Below are 16,154 nucleotides of genomic sequence, written 5' to 3'. Positions count from 1 at the left end.
GGGTGAATTGGTCCAGTCAACGCGGCCTGGGCTGCGGATTCCGTTGTCATAAGGGCCCCCGGCCTGCGGAATCCAGCTGCGGACAGCGACGAGCACATGTTTCCATCGTGTCAACTCGGGTGAACTGCGTTTGAATCGAAGGTGAAGTGATCTGCGCGACTCCGATTCCAAGGAGTGTCGCCGGGCCGGGCGGGCGGGCCGAAAACGCCCCCCGGTCCGCCGAACGGCGACGGGAACCGCAGCCCGACCCGGAAAATTGCAAGATAACGGTATGGCACGGTCCACTCCCCGGAATGCCGCGAGGGCCGGGTTCCAGCGGAACCCGGCCCTCGCGGTCACCGTCCGTGAACGGCGTCCGGTCACATCTGCGTCGGCAGCCAACCGGTCTGGACCGTCTGGCCCGCCTGGTTGCGGCGGGAGACGAACACACCGCGGCCCGGCGGCTGCGGCGCCGGCTTGACGGTGCCGAGCAGCGCGCCCTCGCCCTTGTCGCCGGAGAGCAGCAGGCCCTGGCCGCCCAGCTCGCGCATCCGCTGCATCACCGGCTCGAACAGCGAGCGGCCGGCGCCGCCCGCGTTGCGGGCGATGATCAGGCGCAGGCCGATGTCGCGCGCGAACGGCAGGAACTCCGCCAGCGGCGCCATCGGGTTGCCCGACTGGGTGGCGACCAGCTCGTAGTCGTCCACGATCACGAACATGTCCTTGCCGGTGTACCAGCTGCGGTTGCGCAGCTGCTCCGGCGTGACGTCCGGGCCGGGCAGGCGGCGCCCGCAGGCCCCGCGCAGCATCTCCACGATCGCCGACATGGCGGGCGCGGCGGCCGCGTACTCCACCAGGTACTCCGGCGGCACCACGCCGAGCAGCGAACGGCGGAAGTCGCCGACCACGATGCCCGCCTGGTCCGGGGTGTACCGCTCGGTGATCTGCTTGATCAGCATCCGCAGCATCGCCGACTTGCCGGACTCGCTCTCGCCGAAGACGACGAACAGCGGGTCGCTCTCGAAGTTGACGAACACCGGCGCCAGCTCGACCTCGTCGATGCCGAACGCCACGCCCAGCTCCGGGTGCTCGAAGCCCTTGGGCAGCGAGTTCCCGTCCAGCACCGCGGGCAGCATGCGCACCTGCGGGGCGCGCGGGCCGGTCCAGGCGGCGTTGACCTGGGCGACCAGGTCGGCGACGCCGTCGACCAGGTCCTCGGTCTCGCTGGAGCCGTCGATCCGGGGCAGGCCGGACAGGAAGTGCAGCTGGTCGTGGGTCAGACCGCGGCCCGGGATCGCCGGGACGTTCGCCGCGACCTTGCGGGCGATCTCGGACTCCATCGAGTCACCGAGCTTCAGCTCGACCCGGTTCTGCAGCTGGTCCTTCAGCGCGGGGCGGACCTCCGCGTACCGGGCCGCCGTGATGATCACGTGCACGCCGTAGTTCAGACCGCGCTGCGCGATGTCCGCGATGACCGGCTCCAGGACCTCGAACTCCTGCTTGAAGGTCATCCAGCCGTCGACGAACAGGAACACGTCGCCGAACTGCTCGTCCGGCAGCTGCCCGGCCGCGCGGCGCGAGCGGTACGTGGTGATGGTGTCGATGCCCTGGACCCGGAACAGCTCCTCACGGCGGTTGAGCACGCCGTGCACCTCGCTGAGCATCCGGCGGACCTTCTCGACGTCCAGTCGGCCCGCGACCCCGCCGACGTGCGGCAGGTCGGCCAGCGAGCCGAAGCCGCCGCCGCCGAAGTCGAGCAGGTAGAACTGCGTCTCGACCGGGGTGTGGGTGACCGAGAAGCCCGCCACGATGGTGCGCACCATGGTGGACTTGCCCGACCGCGGACCACCGACGATCATGCCGTGGCCGGCCGCGCCGGAGTAGTCCAGGTACATCACGTCGCGGCGCTGGTCGCGCGGCTTGTCGACGATGCCGACCGGGACGATCAGGTTGCCCTGCCGGATCGAGGCCGGGGTCAGACCGCGGTCCTGGCTCGGCAGCAGCGGCTCCAGCAGGGTGTCCACGGACGGCGGCGCGTCCAGCGGCGGCAGCCACACCTGGTGGGCCGGCGGGCCCTGGCCGATCATCCGCTGCACGAAGACGTCGAGCATGGTCTCCAGCAGCGCCTCGTCGACCTCGTCCTCGGCGGGCAGCTCGGGCAGGATCTCCACCTCGGGCTCGACCACCTCGACCTCGGCGGCGGTGAACAGCACCGGCTGGGCGGTGACCACCCGGCCGCCGACCGCGCGCTGCGCGCCCGGGGCCCGGTACTTGCCGGAGACGTAGGCGGCGCGGAAGCGCTCCATCACGTCCGAGCCGAACTTCAGGTAGCCCACGCCGGGGATCGGCGGCAGGTGGTAGGCGTCCGGCACGCCGATCGCGGCCCGCGACTCGGCGGCCGAGAAGGTGCGCAGACCCAGGCGGTAGGAGAGGAAGGTGTCCAGACCGCGGAGCTTGCCCTCCTCCAGTCGCTGCGAGGCCAGCAGCATGTGCATACCGAGCGAACGGCCGATCCGGCCGATCTGGATGAACAGCTCGATGAAGTCCGGCTTCGCGGTGAGGAGTTCGGAGAACTCGTCGATGATCATCAGCAGCGAGGGCAGCGGGTCGAGCGGCGCGCCGGCCGCCCGGGCCCGCTCGTACTCGTTGATGTTCGCGTAGTTGCCCGCCGCGCGCAGCAGCTCCTGACGGCGGTTCATCTCGCCCTCGATCGCGTCGCGCATGCGGTCGATCAGGGTCGCTTCGCCCTCGAGGTTGGTGATCACGGCCGCGGTGTGCGGCATCTCCGACATGCCGGCGAAGGTCGCACCACCCTTGAAGTCCGCGAGGACCAGGTTCAGCACCTCGGAGGAGTGGGTGACCGCCAGCGCCAGCACGATGGTGCGCAGCACCTCGGACTTGCCGGAACCGGTCGCGCCGACGCACATGCCGTGCGGGCCCATGCCCTCCAGCGAGGCCTCCTTGAGGTCCAGCCAGACGTACTCGCCGTTGGTACCGACGCCCAGCGGGACGCGCAGCTTCTCCCGGATCGGCTTCGGCCGCCAGTGCCGGGCCGGGTCGAAGGAGCCCGCGTCACCGGTGTGCATCATCTCGGTGAAGTCCATCGACACCAGCGACGGGTCGCTGTCGTCGCCGCCCGCGGACGCCCGGAACGGCGCCAACTGCCGCGCCAGCGCCTCGGACTGCCAGCCCGACAGGGTGTCCGGCCGCCCCGGGTAGCTCGCCCCGGACGCCGCCTCCAGCATCAGCTCGTGCTTGCCGACGGTGATCACCAGGTGGCCGTTCGGCTCGTCCAGGTCACCCGGGACGACCTCGATCACGGTGACGCCCTGGACGCCCTCCGCACCCGCGATCACCGAGTCGACCGGCACCGAGGCGCCGTCCATGATGACCACCAGGTGCGGCTGGTCCGGGGTCGGCGTGCTGTCCCGGGAGAAGCCCTTGCGGCCGGCCAGCTCGTTGGCCAGCAGCTCCTCCAACTCACCCAGCCCGGAGGCGATCAGGCGGCGCGAACCGGCCCCGTCGTTCTCCTTGCGGTGCTGGGTGTGCGGCAGCCACTTCGCCCACTCCCACTCCTCCACCGCGCCCGGCGCGGCGGCCACCCCGATCATCAGGTCCTCGGGGGAGTGCAGGGTCGCCAACTGGGCCACCATCGCCCGGACGTTGCCGTACACCGAGTCCGGGTCGCCGCAGACCGTGATGTGGTAGAAGGCGCGCAGCGACACCGCCAGCGGCAGGTCCTGCAGGGTGCCGTGGGTCTTGATGAAGGTGCCCATCGCCTCCGCGGCGAGCGGCTCCAACTCGTCCATCGGCGCGGTCTGCGGCGCCACCAGCGGCGTCGACAGCTGCAGCGGACCCAGACCGACCCGGATCTGCGCGAAGTCCGGATCGGTCGGCCGGCGCTCCCACAGCCGCCGGCCCTCCGCCACGATCGACCACAGCTGGTCCGGCTCCGGGTGGGTGAACAGCAGCGCCCCGCGCTGCCGCTCGGCGGTCCGCCGGACCTCGCGGCGCTTCTGCTGCAGGTACTTCAGGTAGTCCCGGCGCTCGTCCGAGGTCGCCGCGGAACCGCCCTTGCGCGCCTTGACGATCTGCGCGACCGCCATCGCGGCGGTCGAGGCGACCATCAGGACGCCCATCATCTTCATCGGGCCCTGCGCACCGGGCGAGAAGAAGAACGCCGCCGAACCGCCCATGCCGAGCAGCGGCAGCAGCGACATCATCCAGTCCTCGCCGCCGCCGCGCGGCAGCTCCGGCGGCGGAACCAGCTCGACCGGCTCCTCCGGCACCGGAGGCGGGAACGCCCGCGGCGGACGCTTGACCGTCACCGTGCTCACACGATCACCCCGCCCCCGCGGACGGCCGCGGTCCGCGCCCGCCCGTCCTCAACGGCGCGCCCTCCCCGGGCACTTGATCGGGGGCACCCCCATGGCTCGCTCACAATTCGCCCTCACGCATCTGGATACGTACGGTGAGGGCGCCCCGTGTGACGCCGCCCCCGCTCCGCCGAACCGCAGGCGCGCGGGGCTGCCGCGTCTTCGACCGCCGCCCCCGTACGCCGTGCGCAGGGGCCGATCCTACTGGGCACGCCAAGCGGTTCGTCCACGGGGTGCACGAGCCGCCCGCCGCTGACCGCGCGTCAACACACGACCCCCCGACCGCCTTCGCGGCACCACCACGCCCGGACGGCCGCAGGCCACCCGCCGCACCGGCCCGTCGCACCGGGGGGTAGGGTGTCGCCGCGCCAACTCTCGCTCGGACCGTGACAGTTCCGGTACCGATCGACCGATGGCCAGCAGACTTGCCGACACAGCCAACGAGGGGGAGAGGGCCGGTGAGCAACAACGCAACGACCGGTTTCTGCCGGGTCACCGTGGTGGCACCGGACAGCCGGATCGACGTAGCCCTGCCGGAGGACGTCCCGCTCGCGGACATCTACCCGGAGGTGCTGAGGCTCTCCGGACAGACCCAGGTCGACGGGACCCCCACCGGGTTCCACCTGGTCCGCCGGGACGGCACCGTGCTCGACAGCGGGCTGCCGCTCGCCGCCCAGCAGGTCCGCGACGGCGACCTGCTGAGCCTGCGCCCGTTCGCGGAGTCGCTGCCGCCGGCCGTCTACGACGACGTCGCCGACGCCATCGCCTCCGCGGTCGCGGCCGACCGCCGGTTCTGGAGCCCCGACCTGATGCGGGCCTTCGGCCTGATCGCGGGCACGGTGCTGCTCGCCCTGCTCGCCTTCGCGCTCTGGTTCTCCGACCTGCGGCACAACATGTTCGGCCTGCCGGGCATCCTGGCCGGCGTCACCGCCGTCGCCCTGGTGACCTTCGCCGCCGTCCGGGCCCGGGTCTACGACGACCACGGCGCCGGGCTCGCCCTCGGCCTCGGCGCGCTGCCGCACGCCATGCTGGCCGGCTCCGGCGCGCTCGACGTGCCGAACGCCGGCGACGGCCCCGGCCGGATCCAGTTCCTGGTCGGCTGCGTCGCCGTCCTGGTGGTCTCGGTGCTGCTGGTCGGCCTGCTGCCGGAGAAGGACTCGGTGTTCGTCGCCGCCGCCTTCCTGGCCGCCGCCGGCACCCTGGCCACCTTCGCCGCGGTGCTGATGTCCGGCACCGCGATCACCGACATCGCCGCCGTCACCGGCGTCGCCGCGGTCGCCGCGGTCGGCTTCCTGCCCGCCCTGTCGGCCCGCTTCGCCCGCCTGCCCGTCGGCTTCAGCGCCCCCGGCCAGACCCGCACCCGCGGCACCGCCTACGGCGAGGAGTCCGCCGGCGCCGAGACCGTCCAGTACGAGCGGATCGCCGCCCAGGCCCGCCGCGGCCACGAGGTGCTGGTCGGCCTGGTCGGCGGCGCCGCCGCCACCATCGTCGGCGCCTGCGCCGTGCTCGGCTTCAGCGACCGCAGCTGGGCCGAACTGCTCGCCCTGGTCCTCGGCATCTCGACGATGCTGCGGGCCCGGCTGTTCCGCTACACCGCCCAGGTCTTCTCGCTCACCATCGCCGGCCTGGCCGGGCTGTCGCTGCTGATCCTCGGCCTCGCCCTGCACACCCCGCTGCACCTGGCGCTCGCGCAGCTCACCGGCGGCGGCAACGGCGGCGGCGACCTGCGCACCGTCTGGCTGGCCGCGTCCATCGCCGCGGGCGCCGCGGTGATGACCGCGATCGCGCTGATCGTCCCGCGCTCCGGGGTGTCCCCGTTCTGGGGCCGCATCCTGGACATGGTCGACAGCCTGATGCTGATCGCCCTGGTGCCGCTGGCGCTGGCCGTCCTCAACATCTACAACGTGATCCGCGGCGCCACCGGCTGACCCCGCGGGAAAGTCCGGCGCGGCCCACTGGGCCGCGCTGGTATCGTTGATCCGTCCGAGTCTTGTCAGACCCTGTGCCTCCGACCAGGATCGCTCGGCCCACCCAAGGAGATGCCAGTGGCCCTCGCCGCCGACGTCAAGAAGCAGATCATCGCCGAGTACGGCCAGAAGGAGGGCGACACCGGCTCTCCCGAGGTCCAGGTCGCCATGCTCTCCCGCCGCATCTCGGACCTGACCGAGCACCTCAAGTTCCACAAGCACGACCACCACTCGCGCCGTGGCCTGCTCATCCTGGTCGGCCAGCGCCGCCGTCTGCTGCAGTACCTGGCCAAGAAGGACATCGAGCGCTTCCGCACCCTGGTGGACCGCCTCGGCATCCGCCGCGGTGCCGCCGGTCGCGCCCGCTGACACCGCTCCCAGGGGCGGCTCCCCGCACCGGGGAGCCGCCCCTCGGCGCTTTCGGCGCCACCCGCGACCGCACCCCGCGGGGAAACCGTCCGCGCAAAGCCGCGCTCGGTAGGGTGTGAATTTGTAAAGTGGGGGGCATGTCCGCCCCAGCGGGCCGAACCAGGCTTCAAACGGAAGCCGCCCGCACCCCGCAGGAGCGTCCAGACGCCGACCGCCGCGCGCCGAAAGGCGCCGGTCCTCGGTAGTGGCCGCCGGGAACCCCGCGAAGGGGCCGCCCCGGGGGCTTCGATCGAAGACCGGCCCAGCTGCCCGGGCCACGGCAGGCAAGCGCAGGGACGCTCCTGGGGAGACGTACGAAAGAGGAGATCTTCCAGGTGGAAGAGAACGTTTTCTACGCCGAGGCCGTCATCGACAACGGCAGCTTCGGTACCCGCACCATCCGTTTCGAGACCGGCCGCCTGGCCCGTCAGGCCGCCGGCTCCGCCGTGGCCTACCTGGACGACGACACCATGGTGCTGTCGGCCACCAGCGCCTCGAAGCAGCCCAAGGAGCACTTCGACTTCTTCCCCCTCACGGTGGACGTCGAGGAGCGGATGTACGCCGCCGGCCGCATCCCCGGCTCGTTCTTCCGTCGCGAGGGCCGCCCCTCCGAGGACGCGATCCTGACCTGTCGCCTGATCGACCGCCCGCTGCGCCCGTCCTTCGTCAAGGGCCTGCGCAACGAGATCCAGGTCGTCGTCACGGTCATGGCGCTCAACCCCGACCACCTGTACGACGTGGTGGCCATCAACGCGGCCTCCGCCTCGACCCAGCTGGCCGGCCTGCCGTTCTCCGGCCCGATCGGCGGCGTCCGCGTCGCGCTGATCAACGGCCAGTGGGTGGCGTTCCCGACCCACAGCGAGCTCGAGGACGCCGTCTTCGACATGGTCGTGGCCGGCCGGGCGCTGCCCGACGGCGACGTCGCGATCATGATGGTCGAGGCCGAGGCCACCACCAAGACCATCCAGCTGGTCGAGGGCGGCGCCGAGGCGCCGACCGAGGAGGTCGTCGCGGCCGGCCTCGAGGCCGCCAAGCCGTTCATCAAGGTGCTGTGCGCCGCCCAGGCCCAGCTCGCCAAGCAGGCCGCCAAGCCGACCGGCGAGTTCCCGCGCTTCCTGGAGTACCAGGACGACGTGCTGGCCGCGCTGACCTCCGCCGTCAAGGACGAGCTCGCCAAGGCGCTCACCATCGCCGGCAAGCAGGAGCGCCAGAACGAGCTGGACCGGATCAAGGGCGTCGCCGCCGACAAGCTGCTCCCGGAGTTCGAGGGCCGCGAGAAGGAGATCAGCGCCGCCTACAACGCGCTGACCAAGAAGATCGTCCGCGAGCGCGTCATCAAGGACAAGGTCCGCATCGACGGCCGCGGCGTCACCGACATCCGCACCCTGGCCGCCGAGGTCGAGGCCATCCCGCGGGTGCACGGCTCGGCCCTGTTCGAGCGCGGCGAGACCCAGATCCTGGGCGTCACCACGCTGAACATGCTGCGCATGGAGCAGCAGCTCGACACGCTCTCCCCGGAGACCCGTCGCCGCTACATGCACAACTACAACTTCCCGCCGTACTCGGTCGGCGAGACCGGCCGGGTGGGCTCGCCCAAGCGCCGCGAGATCGGCCACGGCGCCCTCGCCGAGCGGGCCATCCTCCCGGTCCTGCCGACCCGCGAGGAGTTCCCCTACGCGATCCGCCAGGTCTCCGAGGCGCTGGGCTCCAACGGCTCCACCTCGATGGGCTCGGTCTGCGCCTCCACCATGTCGCTGCTGAACGCCGGTGTGCCGCTGAAGGCCCCCGTCGCCGGCATCGCGATGGGCCTGATCTCGCAGGAGATCGACGGCGAGACCCACTACGTGACGCTCACCGACATCCTCGGCGCCGAGGACGCGTACGGCGACATGGACTTCAAGGTCGCCGGCACCCGCAACTTCATCACCGCGCTGCAGCTCGACACCAAGCTCGACGGCATCCCCGCCTCGGTGCTGGCCGCCGCGCTGAAGCAGGCCAAGGACGCCCGCCTGCACATCCTCGACGTGATGAACGAGGCCATCGACGCGCCGGACGAGATGTCCCCGAACGCGCCGCGGATCATCACCATCAAGATCCCGGTGGACAAGATCGGCGAGGTCATCGGCCCCAAGGGCAAGATGATCAACCAGATCCAGGAGGACACCGGCGCCGAGATCACCATCGAGGACGACGGCACCATCTACATCGGTGCCTCCGTCGGCTCGGCCGCCGAGGCCGCGCGCTCGACGATCAACCAGATCGCCAACCCGACCATGCCGGAGGTCGGCGAGCGCTACCTGGGCACCGTGGTGAAGACCACCACCTTCGGCGCCTTCGTCTCGCTCATGCCGGGCAAGGACGGTCTGCTGCACATCTCGCAGATCCGCAAGCTGGCCGGCGGCAAGCGCGTCGAGAACGTCGAGGACGTCCTCGCCATCGGCGCCAAGGTGCAGGTCGAGATCGCCGAGATCGACCCGCGCGGCAAGCTCTCGCTGATCCCGGTCGTCGAGGGCGAGGAGGGCGGCGAGGCCGCCGCCTCCGAGTGACACCCCGTTAGCACCCCGCGGCCCGCACGCCCCACCCGGCGCGTGCGGGCCGCACCCTGTTCATGACGCTCACACAGTGGAGCGGTAGCTGGAAGGAACACCCGTGGCCCAGGCCTCGGCGGCGAAGCAGCGCCCCGGCACCACCCGGACCCTGCTCAAGGGCGGCGAAGGCGGCGCGGGCACCGTCCGCCGCACGGTCCTGCCCGGCGGCCTGCGGGTCGTCACCGAGACCCTCCCGACGGTGCGCAGCGCCACCTTCGGGATCTGGGTCGGCGTCGGCTCCCGGGACGAGACCCCGGTCCTCAACGGGGCCACCCACTACCTGGAGCACCTGCTCTTCAAGGGCACCGCCCGGCGCGACGCCCTGGAGATCTCCGCCGCGCTGGACGCGGTCGGCGGCGAGATGAACGCCTTCACCGCCAAGGAGAACACCTGCTACTACGCGCGGGTCCTGGACACCGACCTGCCGCTCGCCATCGACGTGGTCTGCGACATGCTGACCGGCTCGCTGATCCGCCCCGAGGACGTCGAGTCCGAACGCGGCGTCATCCTCGAGGAGATGGCGATGGCCGAGGACGACCCGGGCGACGTGGTGCACGACCTGTTCGCCGAGGTGATCTTCGGGCAGACCCCGCTCGGCCGCCCCATCCTGGGCACCCAGCAGACCGTCGGCGCGCTCACCCGCGAGCAGATCGCCGGCTTCTACCAGCGCCGCTACAAGCCGGAGAACCTGGTGGTCGCCGCGGCCGGCAACCTCGACCACGGCAAGGTGGTCAAGCTGGTCGAACGGGCCTTCGCGCCCGTCCTGGCCAAGTCCAAGGGCCACCCCGCCGAGGTCCGCCGCGGCGTCAAGGCCGTCCGCACCGCCGGCCGGGCCGCCGTCCTCAACCGCCCCACCGAACAGGCCCACCTGGTCCTCGGCGTCCCCGGCGTGCCCCGGCACGACGAGCGCCGCTGGGCCCTCGGCGTGCTCAACGCCGCCCTCGGCGGCGGCATGAGCTCCCGGCTGTTCCAGGAGGTCCGGGAGAAGCGCGGCCTCGCCTACTCGGTGTACTCCTACTCCTCCTCCTACGCCGACACCGGCCTGTTCGGCATCTACGCCGGCTGCCAGCCCAAGCGAGTCGAGGAAGTGCTGAGGATCTGCCGCGCCGAACTCGCCAAGGTCGTCGCGGAGGGCATCACCGAGGAGGAGCTGCGCCGCGCGATCGGCCAGATCTCCGGCTCCACCGTGCTCGGCATGGAGGACACCGGCTCCCTGATGAACCGGATCGGCAAGGCCGAACTCTCCTACGGGCACCACCTGTCGGTGGACGAGATGCTCCGGAAGATCGCCGAGGTGACCCTGGACGACGTGCACGCCGTCGCCCGCGACGTGCTGGGCGCGCACCGGCCCTCGCTCGCCCTGATCGGACCGATCACCGACCGGCGGGCCGCCAAGCTCGCCGACCTGCTGGTCTGACGACCGGCCGAGAGGAGAACTGACATGACGCTGCGCGTCGCCGTGATCGGCGCCAGGGGCCGGATCGGCTCCGAGGCCGTCAAGGCCGTCGAGGCCGCCGACGACCTGGAGCTGGTGGCCGCCCTCGGCCGCGGCTCCGACCTCACCGACCTCACCGCCGACCGGGTGGACGTCGCGGTCGAACTCACCCACCCCGACGCGGTGATGGGCAACCTCGACCACTGCCTCACCCACGGCGTCCACGTGGTCACCGGCACCACCGGCTGGACCGAGGACCGGCTCGCCACCGTCCGCGGACTGCTCGCCGCCGCGCCCGGACTGGGCCTGCTGATCGCCCCGAACTTCTCCATCGGCGCGATCCTCGGCATGAAGTTCGCCCAGACCGCCGCCCGGTACTTCGAGTCCGTCGAGGTGCTCGAACTGCACCACGACAACAAGGCCGACGCCCCCTCCGGCACCGCCACCCGCACCGCCCAGCTGATCGCCGCCGCCCGCGCCGAGGCCGGGCTGCCCCCGCAGCACGACCCGACCACCCACGGCCTGCCCGGCGCCCGCGGCGCCGACGTGGACGGCGTCCCCGTGCACGCGGTGCGGCTGCGCGGCCTGCTGGCCCACCAGCAGGTGATGTTCGGCGACACCGGCGAGACCCTGACGATCCGTCACGACTCACTGCACCACAGCAGCTTCATGCCCGGCATCCTGCTCGGCGTGCGGAAGATCGCCGACCACCCGGGCCTCACCTTCGGCCTGGAACACTTCCTGGACCTGTGACATGACCTCCCGCACCGGCTTCTTCGTCCTCTCCGCCGTCCTGCTGCTGGTCTCCCTGATCTGCGTGCTGGAGGGCGTCCAACTCGTCGCCACCGGCAAGCCGCTGGGCATCGGCATCGGCGCCTGCGCCTTCGTCATCCCGCTGATCGGCGTCTGGTTCCTGCGCCAGACCGTCCGCTTCGGCCGGGCCAGCGAGCGGCTCGGCCGCGAACTGGAGGCCGAGGGCGGGCTGCCGGTCGACGAACTGCGGCGCACCACCGGCGGGCGGATCGACCGGGCCTCGGCCGACGCGGTGTTCGCCCGCCGCAAGGCCGAGGCCGAGGCCGACCCCGCCGACTGGCGGAACTTCTTCCGCCTGGCGGTGGCGTACGCGGACGCCGGCGACGTCCCGCGGGCCCGGAAGGCCATGCAGCACGCCATCAAGCTCCACGATGCCGGGGCTCCAGCAGCCCGCCCGTAAACTGGCCCGGATCTCCTCCCAAACCCCCAGGACGTTCTCCCATGCGCGCAGTAGAGCCCCAGGTCCACCTCATCGCCCGCCCCGAGCTCGACTACGACGAGGTCGCCGCGTACCTCCAGGACGTCGGCGGCGAGAGCTGGCTGGAGCGGGTCGACCGGGGCGACCTGGACGACGCCCAGAACCTCGCCGAGTTCGCCGGCCGGATCTGCTACCGCTCCTGGAAGCCCGGCCTGAACCCGAACGTCACCAAGGTCCGCACCGACCAGGACGTCTACCTGAAGAACATCCTGGCCAGCGCGCACGGCTCGGTGCTGGAGCACGTCTCCTTCACCTTCGTCCTGCACAACGTCAGCCGGGTGGTCACCCACGAGCTGGTCCGGCACCGGGCCGGCGTCGCGGTCTCCCAGGAGTCGCTGCGCTTCGTCCGCCTCGACGACATCCCGTTCTGGTTCCCGGAGTGGGCGAAGCAGGACGAGGAGCTGATGTCCCGGGCCACCGGCCTGATGAAGGAGATCGAGGGCTTCCAGCACTGGATGGCCGAGCACTTCGGGCTGGACGAGGAGGGCGTCCCGTTCCACGAGAAGAAGGAGAAGACCTCCTTCATGCGCCGCTTCGCCCCCGAGGGCCTGGCCACCGGCCTGGTCTGGACGGCGAACGTCCGCACCCTGCGGCACGTCATCGAGAACCGCACCGCGCCGGGCGCCGAGGAGGAGATCCGGCTGCTGTTCGGCCTGATCGGCGAGCTGATGGTCAAGGAGGCCCCGTCGCTGTTCGGCGACTACACCGTCGAGGACGGCGCCTGGGTCCCGGGCTGGCGCAAGGTCTGACGCCCCGTCGGCCGCCGGGCCGGCCCCGGTGGCGGGCCTCACCCGTGCGGCCCGCCACCGGGGCCGTCCCGGCGCCCGCTGACCTGCGCCGACGAGCAGATGGCCGGACCGCCCGGCATGTCTGGATTGCGGCTTTCTCGGCCGCTCCATACGCTCAGGACACGGATTCCGGTGCTGCGTGAACCCCCGAGCGCGCAGCACCGGAATCCCATGTCCGGCCCCGGTCCCGGCGGTCCGAACTGTCCAAACCCTGGACCTGCGTCGCTACCGACCACCGCCCTACGAGTAGTTTTGGACCCATGGCTCCGACCTCCACACCGCAGACGCCCTTCGGCCGGGTCCTGACCGCGATGGTCACCCCGTTCACCCCCGAGGGCGCGCTCGACCTCGACGGCGCCCAGCGCCTCGCCGCCCACCTGGTGGACTCCGGCAACGACGGCCTGGTGCTCAACGGCACCACCGGCGAATCGCCCACCACCACCGACGCGGAGAAGGCCCAGCTGGTCCGGGCCGTGATCGAGGCGGTCGGAGACCGCGCCCACGTCGTCACCGGCGTCGGCACCAACGACACCCACCACAGCGTCGAACTCGCCCGCCAGGCCCTGGCCGCCGGCGCGCACGGCCTGCTCGCCGTCACCCCCTACTACAGCAAGCCCCCGCAGGAGGGCCTGTACCGGCACACCGTCGCCATCGCCGACGCCACCGACCTGCCGGTCATGCTGTACGACATCCCCGGCCGGGCCGGCGTCGCGCTCGACCTCGACACTCTGGTCCGCCTCGGCGAGCACCCCCGGATCGTCGCCAACAAGGACGCCCGCGGCGACGTCGCCGCGGCCGCGCACGCCATCGCCCGCTCCGGCCTCGCCTGGTACTCCGGCGACGACGTGCTGACCCTGCCGCTGCTCTCGGTCGGAGCCGTCGGCGTGGTCAGCGTGGTCGGCCACGTCGCCGCTGCCGGGATGCGCACCATGATCGAAGCCTTCACGGCCGGCGACACCGCCAAGGCGCTCGCCGTCCACCAGTCCCTGCTGCCGGTCTACACCGGTATGTTCCGCACCCAGGGAGTGATCCTCTCCAAGGCGGCGCTGAACCTGCAGGGACACCCGGCGGGCCCGCTCCGCCTCCCCCTGGTCCCCGCCACGGACGAGGAGATCGCCCGCTTGAGGGAGGATCTCGCCGCCGGCGGGGTACACCTGTAGACAACACGCAGACGTGCGCGCCCCCGGCTCGCCGGACCCGACCGGGTCCGCCGCTGGACCGGGACCGAAGGCGCGCGGCACACGGCAGTAGGTAACCACGATGGACGCACGCCATATGTCACCGGGGGAGGAACCCCCCGGGCATATGGCGTGCGTCGTGAGGAGAGTCTTTTGAGCCACCCGCACCCCGAACTCGGCGCTCCCCCCGCTCTCAAGGAGGGCGCCCTCCGCATCACCCCGCTCGGCGGTCTCGGCGAGATCGGCCGCAACATGACCGTCCTGGAGTACGGCGACCGGATCCTGATCGTCGACTGCGGCGTGCTCTTCCCCGAGGACGAGCAGCCCGGCATCGACCTGATCCTCCCCGACTTCAGCTACATCCGGGACCGCCTCGACAAGGTCGACGGCATCGTCCTGACCCACGGTCACGAGGACCACATCGGCGCCGTCCCCTACCTCCTGCGGGAGAACCCGGACATCCCGCTGATCGGCTCCAAGCTCACCCTCGCCCTGATCGAGGCCAAGCTCGCCGAGCACCGCATCCGCCCGTACGTCCTGGAGGTCACGGAGGGCGACCGCGAGCGGATCGGCCCCTTCGACTGCCAGTTCATCGCGGTCAACCACTCCATCCCGGACGCCCTCGCGGTCGCCGTCCGCACCCCCGCGGGCATGGTCGTCGCCACCGGCGACTTCAAGATGGACCAGCTCCCGCTGGACGGCCGGCTCACCGACCTCCCCGCCTTCGCCAAGCTGGCGGAGGAGGGCATGGACCTCCTCCTGGTGGACTCCACCAACGCCGAGGTCCCCGGCTTCATCCCGCACGAGCGCGACATCTCCGCGGCCCTGCGCAACGTCTTCGCCAACGCGGACAAGCGCATCATCGTCGCCTCCTTCGCCAGCCACGTGCACCGCATCCAGCAGGTCCTGGACGCCGCGCACGAGTACAAGCGCAAGGTCGCCTTCGTCGGCCGCTCGATGGTCCGCAACATGGGCATCGCCCGCGACCTCGGCTACCTGAAGGTCCCCGGCAACCTGATCGTCGACGTCAAGACCCTCGACGACCTGCCCGACAAGGAGGTGGTGCTGATCTGCACCGGCTCCCAGGGCGAGCCGATGGCCGCGCTCTCCCGGATGGCCAACCGCGACCACCAGATCCGCATCGTCGAGGGCGACACCGTCGTCCTCGCCTCCTCGCTGATCCCCGGCAACGAGAACGCCGTCTACCGCGTCATCAACGGCCTCACCCGCTGGGGCGCCAAGGTCGTCCACAAGGGCAACGCCAAGGTGCACGTCTCCGGCCACGCCTCGGCCGGCGAACTGCTGTACTTCTTCAACATCTGCAAGCCGAAGAACCTGATGCCGGTCCACGGCGAATGGCGCCACCTGCGGGCCGCCGCCGACCTCGGCATCGCCACCGGCATCCCGCGCAACCGCGTGGTCATCGCCGAGGACGGCGTCTGCGTCGACCTGGAGAAGGGCGTCGCCCGGATCGTCGGCAAGGTCCAGGCCGGCTACGTCTACGTGGACGGCTCCTCGGTCGGCGACATCACCGAGTCCTCGCTCAAGGACCGCCGCATCCTCGGCGAAGAGGGCTTCATCTCGGTCTTCGTGGTGGTCGACTCCACCAACGGCAAGATCGTCAACGGCCCGACCTTCCAGGCCCGCGGCTCCGGCATCGACGACGCGGCCTTCGCGTCCATCGCCGGAAAGCTGGCCGAAGCCCTCAGCCGTTCCGCCGGCGAAGGCGTCCTGGACGTCCGCCAGGTGCAGCAGCTGGTCCGCCGCACCGTCGGCAAGTGGGTCGCGGACAACTACCGTCGCCGCCCGATGATCCTCCCGGTCGTCGTCGAGGTCTGACGGACCGCACACCCGATTTGACCTGGGGCAGCTCGGTGCGTAACGTTCTCCGAGTTGCCCCACGGTCGTGCGGCTTCGCTCCGGAAATCGAATTCGTTCGAATCGGGGCGGGGAAAACAGGCCGAGAAACTCTGATAGAGTTCGGGGGCGCCGAAAGGCAAAAGCCAAATCAGATGGCAAACAAAAACTCCGGAAAACGGAGCGGAAAACATCTGATAAGCTTGAAACACGAAAGAACGAAGCGCCCGGAGGGTCCGCAGGAATGCGGTCCGAAGGAAGCGTCCGTTCCTTGAGAACTCAACAGC

10 protein-coding genes are annotated in these 16,154 nt (G+C 71.2%); 9 read left to right on the top strand and 1 reads right to left on the bottom strand.

The window, feature by feature from the left end; all coding sequences use genetic code 11:
* Positions 1-359: 359 nt before the first annotated feature.
* Complete coding sequence (gene eccCa, locus ACIQBJ_RS34550) at positions 360-4,316, bottom strand: type VII secretion protein EccCa (protein WP_400718684.1); 3,957 nt, start codon at positions 4,314-4,316, stop codon at positions 360-362.
* Positions 4,317-4,813: 497 nt separating this feature from the next.
* Here eccCa and eccD point away from each other — a divergent pair, with 497 nt between their 5' ends.
* The 9 genes from eccD to ACIQBJ_RS34505 all read left to right on the top strand — a co-directional run bounded on the left by eccD (position 4,814) and on the right by ACIQBJ_RS34505 (position 15,849).
* Positions 4,814-6,283 carry a type VII secretion integral membrane protein EccD gene (eccD, locus tag ACIQBJ_RS34545; RefSeq protein ID WP_400718683.1) on the top strand — a complete coding sequence of 490 codons (1,470 nt, stop codon included), beginning with the start codon at positions 4,814-4,816 and terminating at the stop codon, positions 6,281-6,283.
* Between the two features lie 117 nt (positions 6,284-6,400).
* Positions 6,401-6,691, top strand: coding sequence for a 30S ribosomal protein S15 (gene rpsO, locus ACIQBJ_RS34540; RefSeq protein WP_400718681.1), 291 nt, complete (start codon positions 6,401-6,403; stop codon positions 6,689-6,691).
* A gap of 374 nt (positions 6,692-7,065) precedes the next feature.
* Positions 7,066-9,276 carry a polyribonucleotide nucleotidyltransferase gene (locus ACIQBJ_RS34535; protein ID WP_400718679.1) on the top strand — a complete coding sequence of 737 codons (2,211 nt, stop codon included), beginning with the start codon at positions 7,066-7,068 and terminating at the stop codon, positions 9,274-9,276.
* 103 nt (positions 9,277-9,379) lie between these two features.
* Positions 9,380-10,735 carry a M16 family metallopeptidase gene (locus tag ACIQBJ_RS34530; RefSeq protein ID WP_400718678.1) on the top strand — a complete coding sequence of 452 codons (1,356 nt, stop codon included), beginning with the start codon at positions 9,380-9,382 and terminating at the stop codon, positions 10,733-10,735.
* 24 nt (positions 10,736-10,759) lie between these two features.
* Complete coding sequence (gene dapB / locus ACIQBJ_RS34525; RefSeq protein ID WP_400718677.1) at positions 10,760-11,506, top strand: 4-hydroxy-tetrahydrodipicolinate reductase; 747 nt, start codon at positions 10,760-10,762, stop codon at positions 11,504-11,506.
* Between the two features lies 1 nt (position 11,507).
* Entirely contained in the window at positions 11,508-11,966 is a 459-nt protein-coding gene (locus ACIQBJ_RS34520; protein ID WP_400718676.1) for a hypothetical protein, read from the top strand.
* 41 nt (positions 11,967-12,007) lie between these two features.
* Positions 12,008-12,793, top strand: coding sequence for an FAD-dependent thymidylate synthase (gene thyX, locus ACIQBJ_RS34515; protein WP_400718674.1), 786 nt, complete (start codon positions 12,008-12,010; stop codon positions 12,791-12,793).
* A gap of 299 nt (positions 12,794-13,092) precedes the next feature.
* Complete coding sequence (dapA, locus tag ACIQBJ_RS34510; RefSeq protein ID WP_400718673.1) at positions 13,093-13,992, top strand: 4-hydroxy-tetrahydrodipicolinate synthase; 900 nt, start codon at positions 13,093-13,095, stop codon at positions 13,990-13,992.
* A gap of 171 nt (positions 13,993-14,163) precedes the next feature.
* Positions 14,164-15,849 carry a ribonuclease J gene (locus ACIQBJ_RS34505; protein WP_400718671.1) on the top strand — a complete coding sequence of 562 codons (1,686 nt, stop codon included), beginning with the start codon at positions 14,164-14,166 and terminating at the stop codon, positions 15,847-15,849.
* The last annotated feature ends 305 nt before the right edge of the window (positions 15,850-16,154 follow it).

Origin of the sequence: Kitasatospora sp. NPDC088391, from assembly GCF_044753345.1 — a bacterium.
In the GTDB taxonomy this organism is placed as follows: domain Bacteria; phylum Actinomycetota; class Actinomycetes; order Streptomycetales; family Streptomycetaceae; genus Kitasatospora.
Note: the sequence above shows the minus strand (reverse complement) of the source record. Positions and strands in the feature narration are given on the sequence as shown.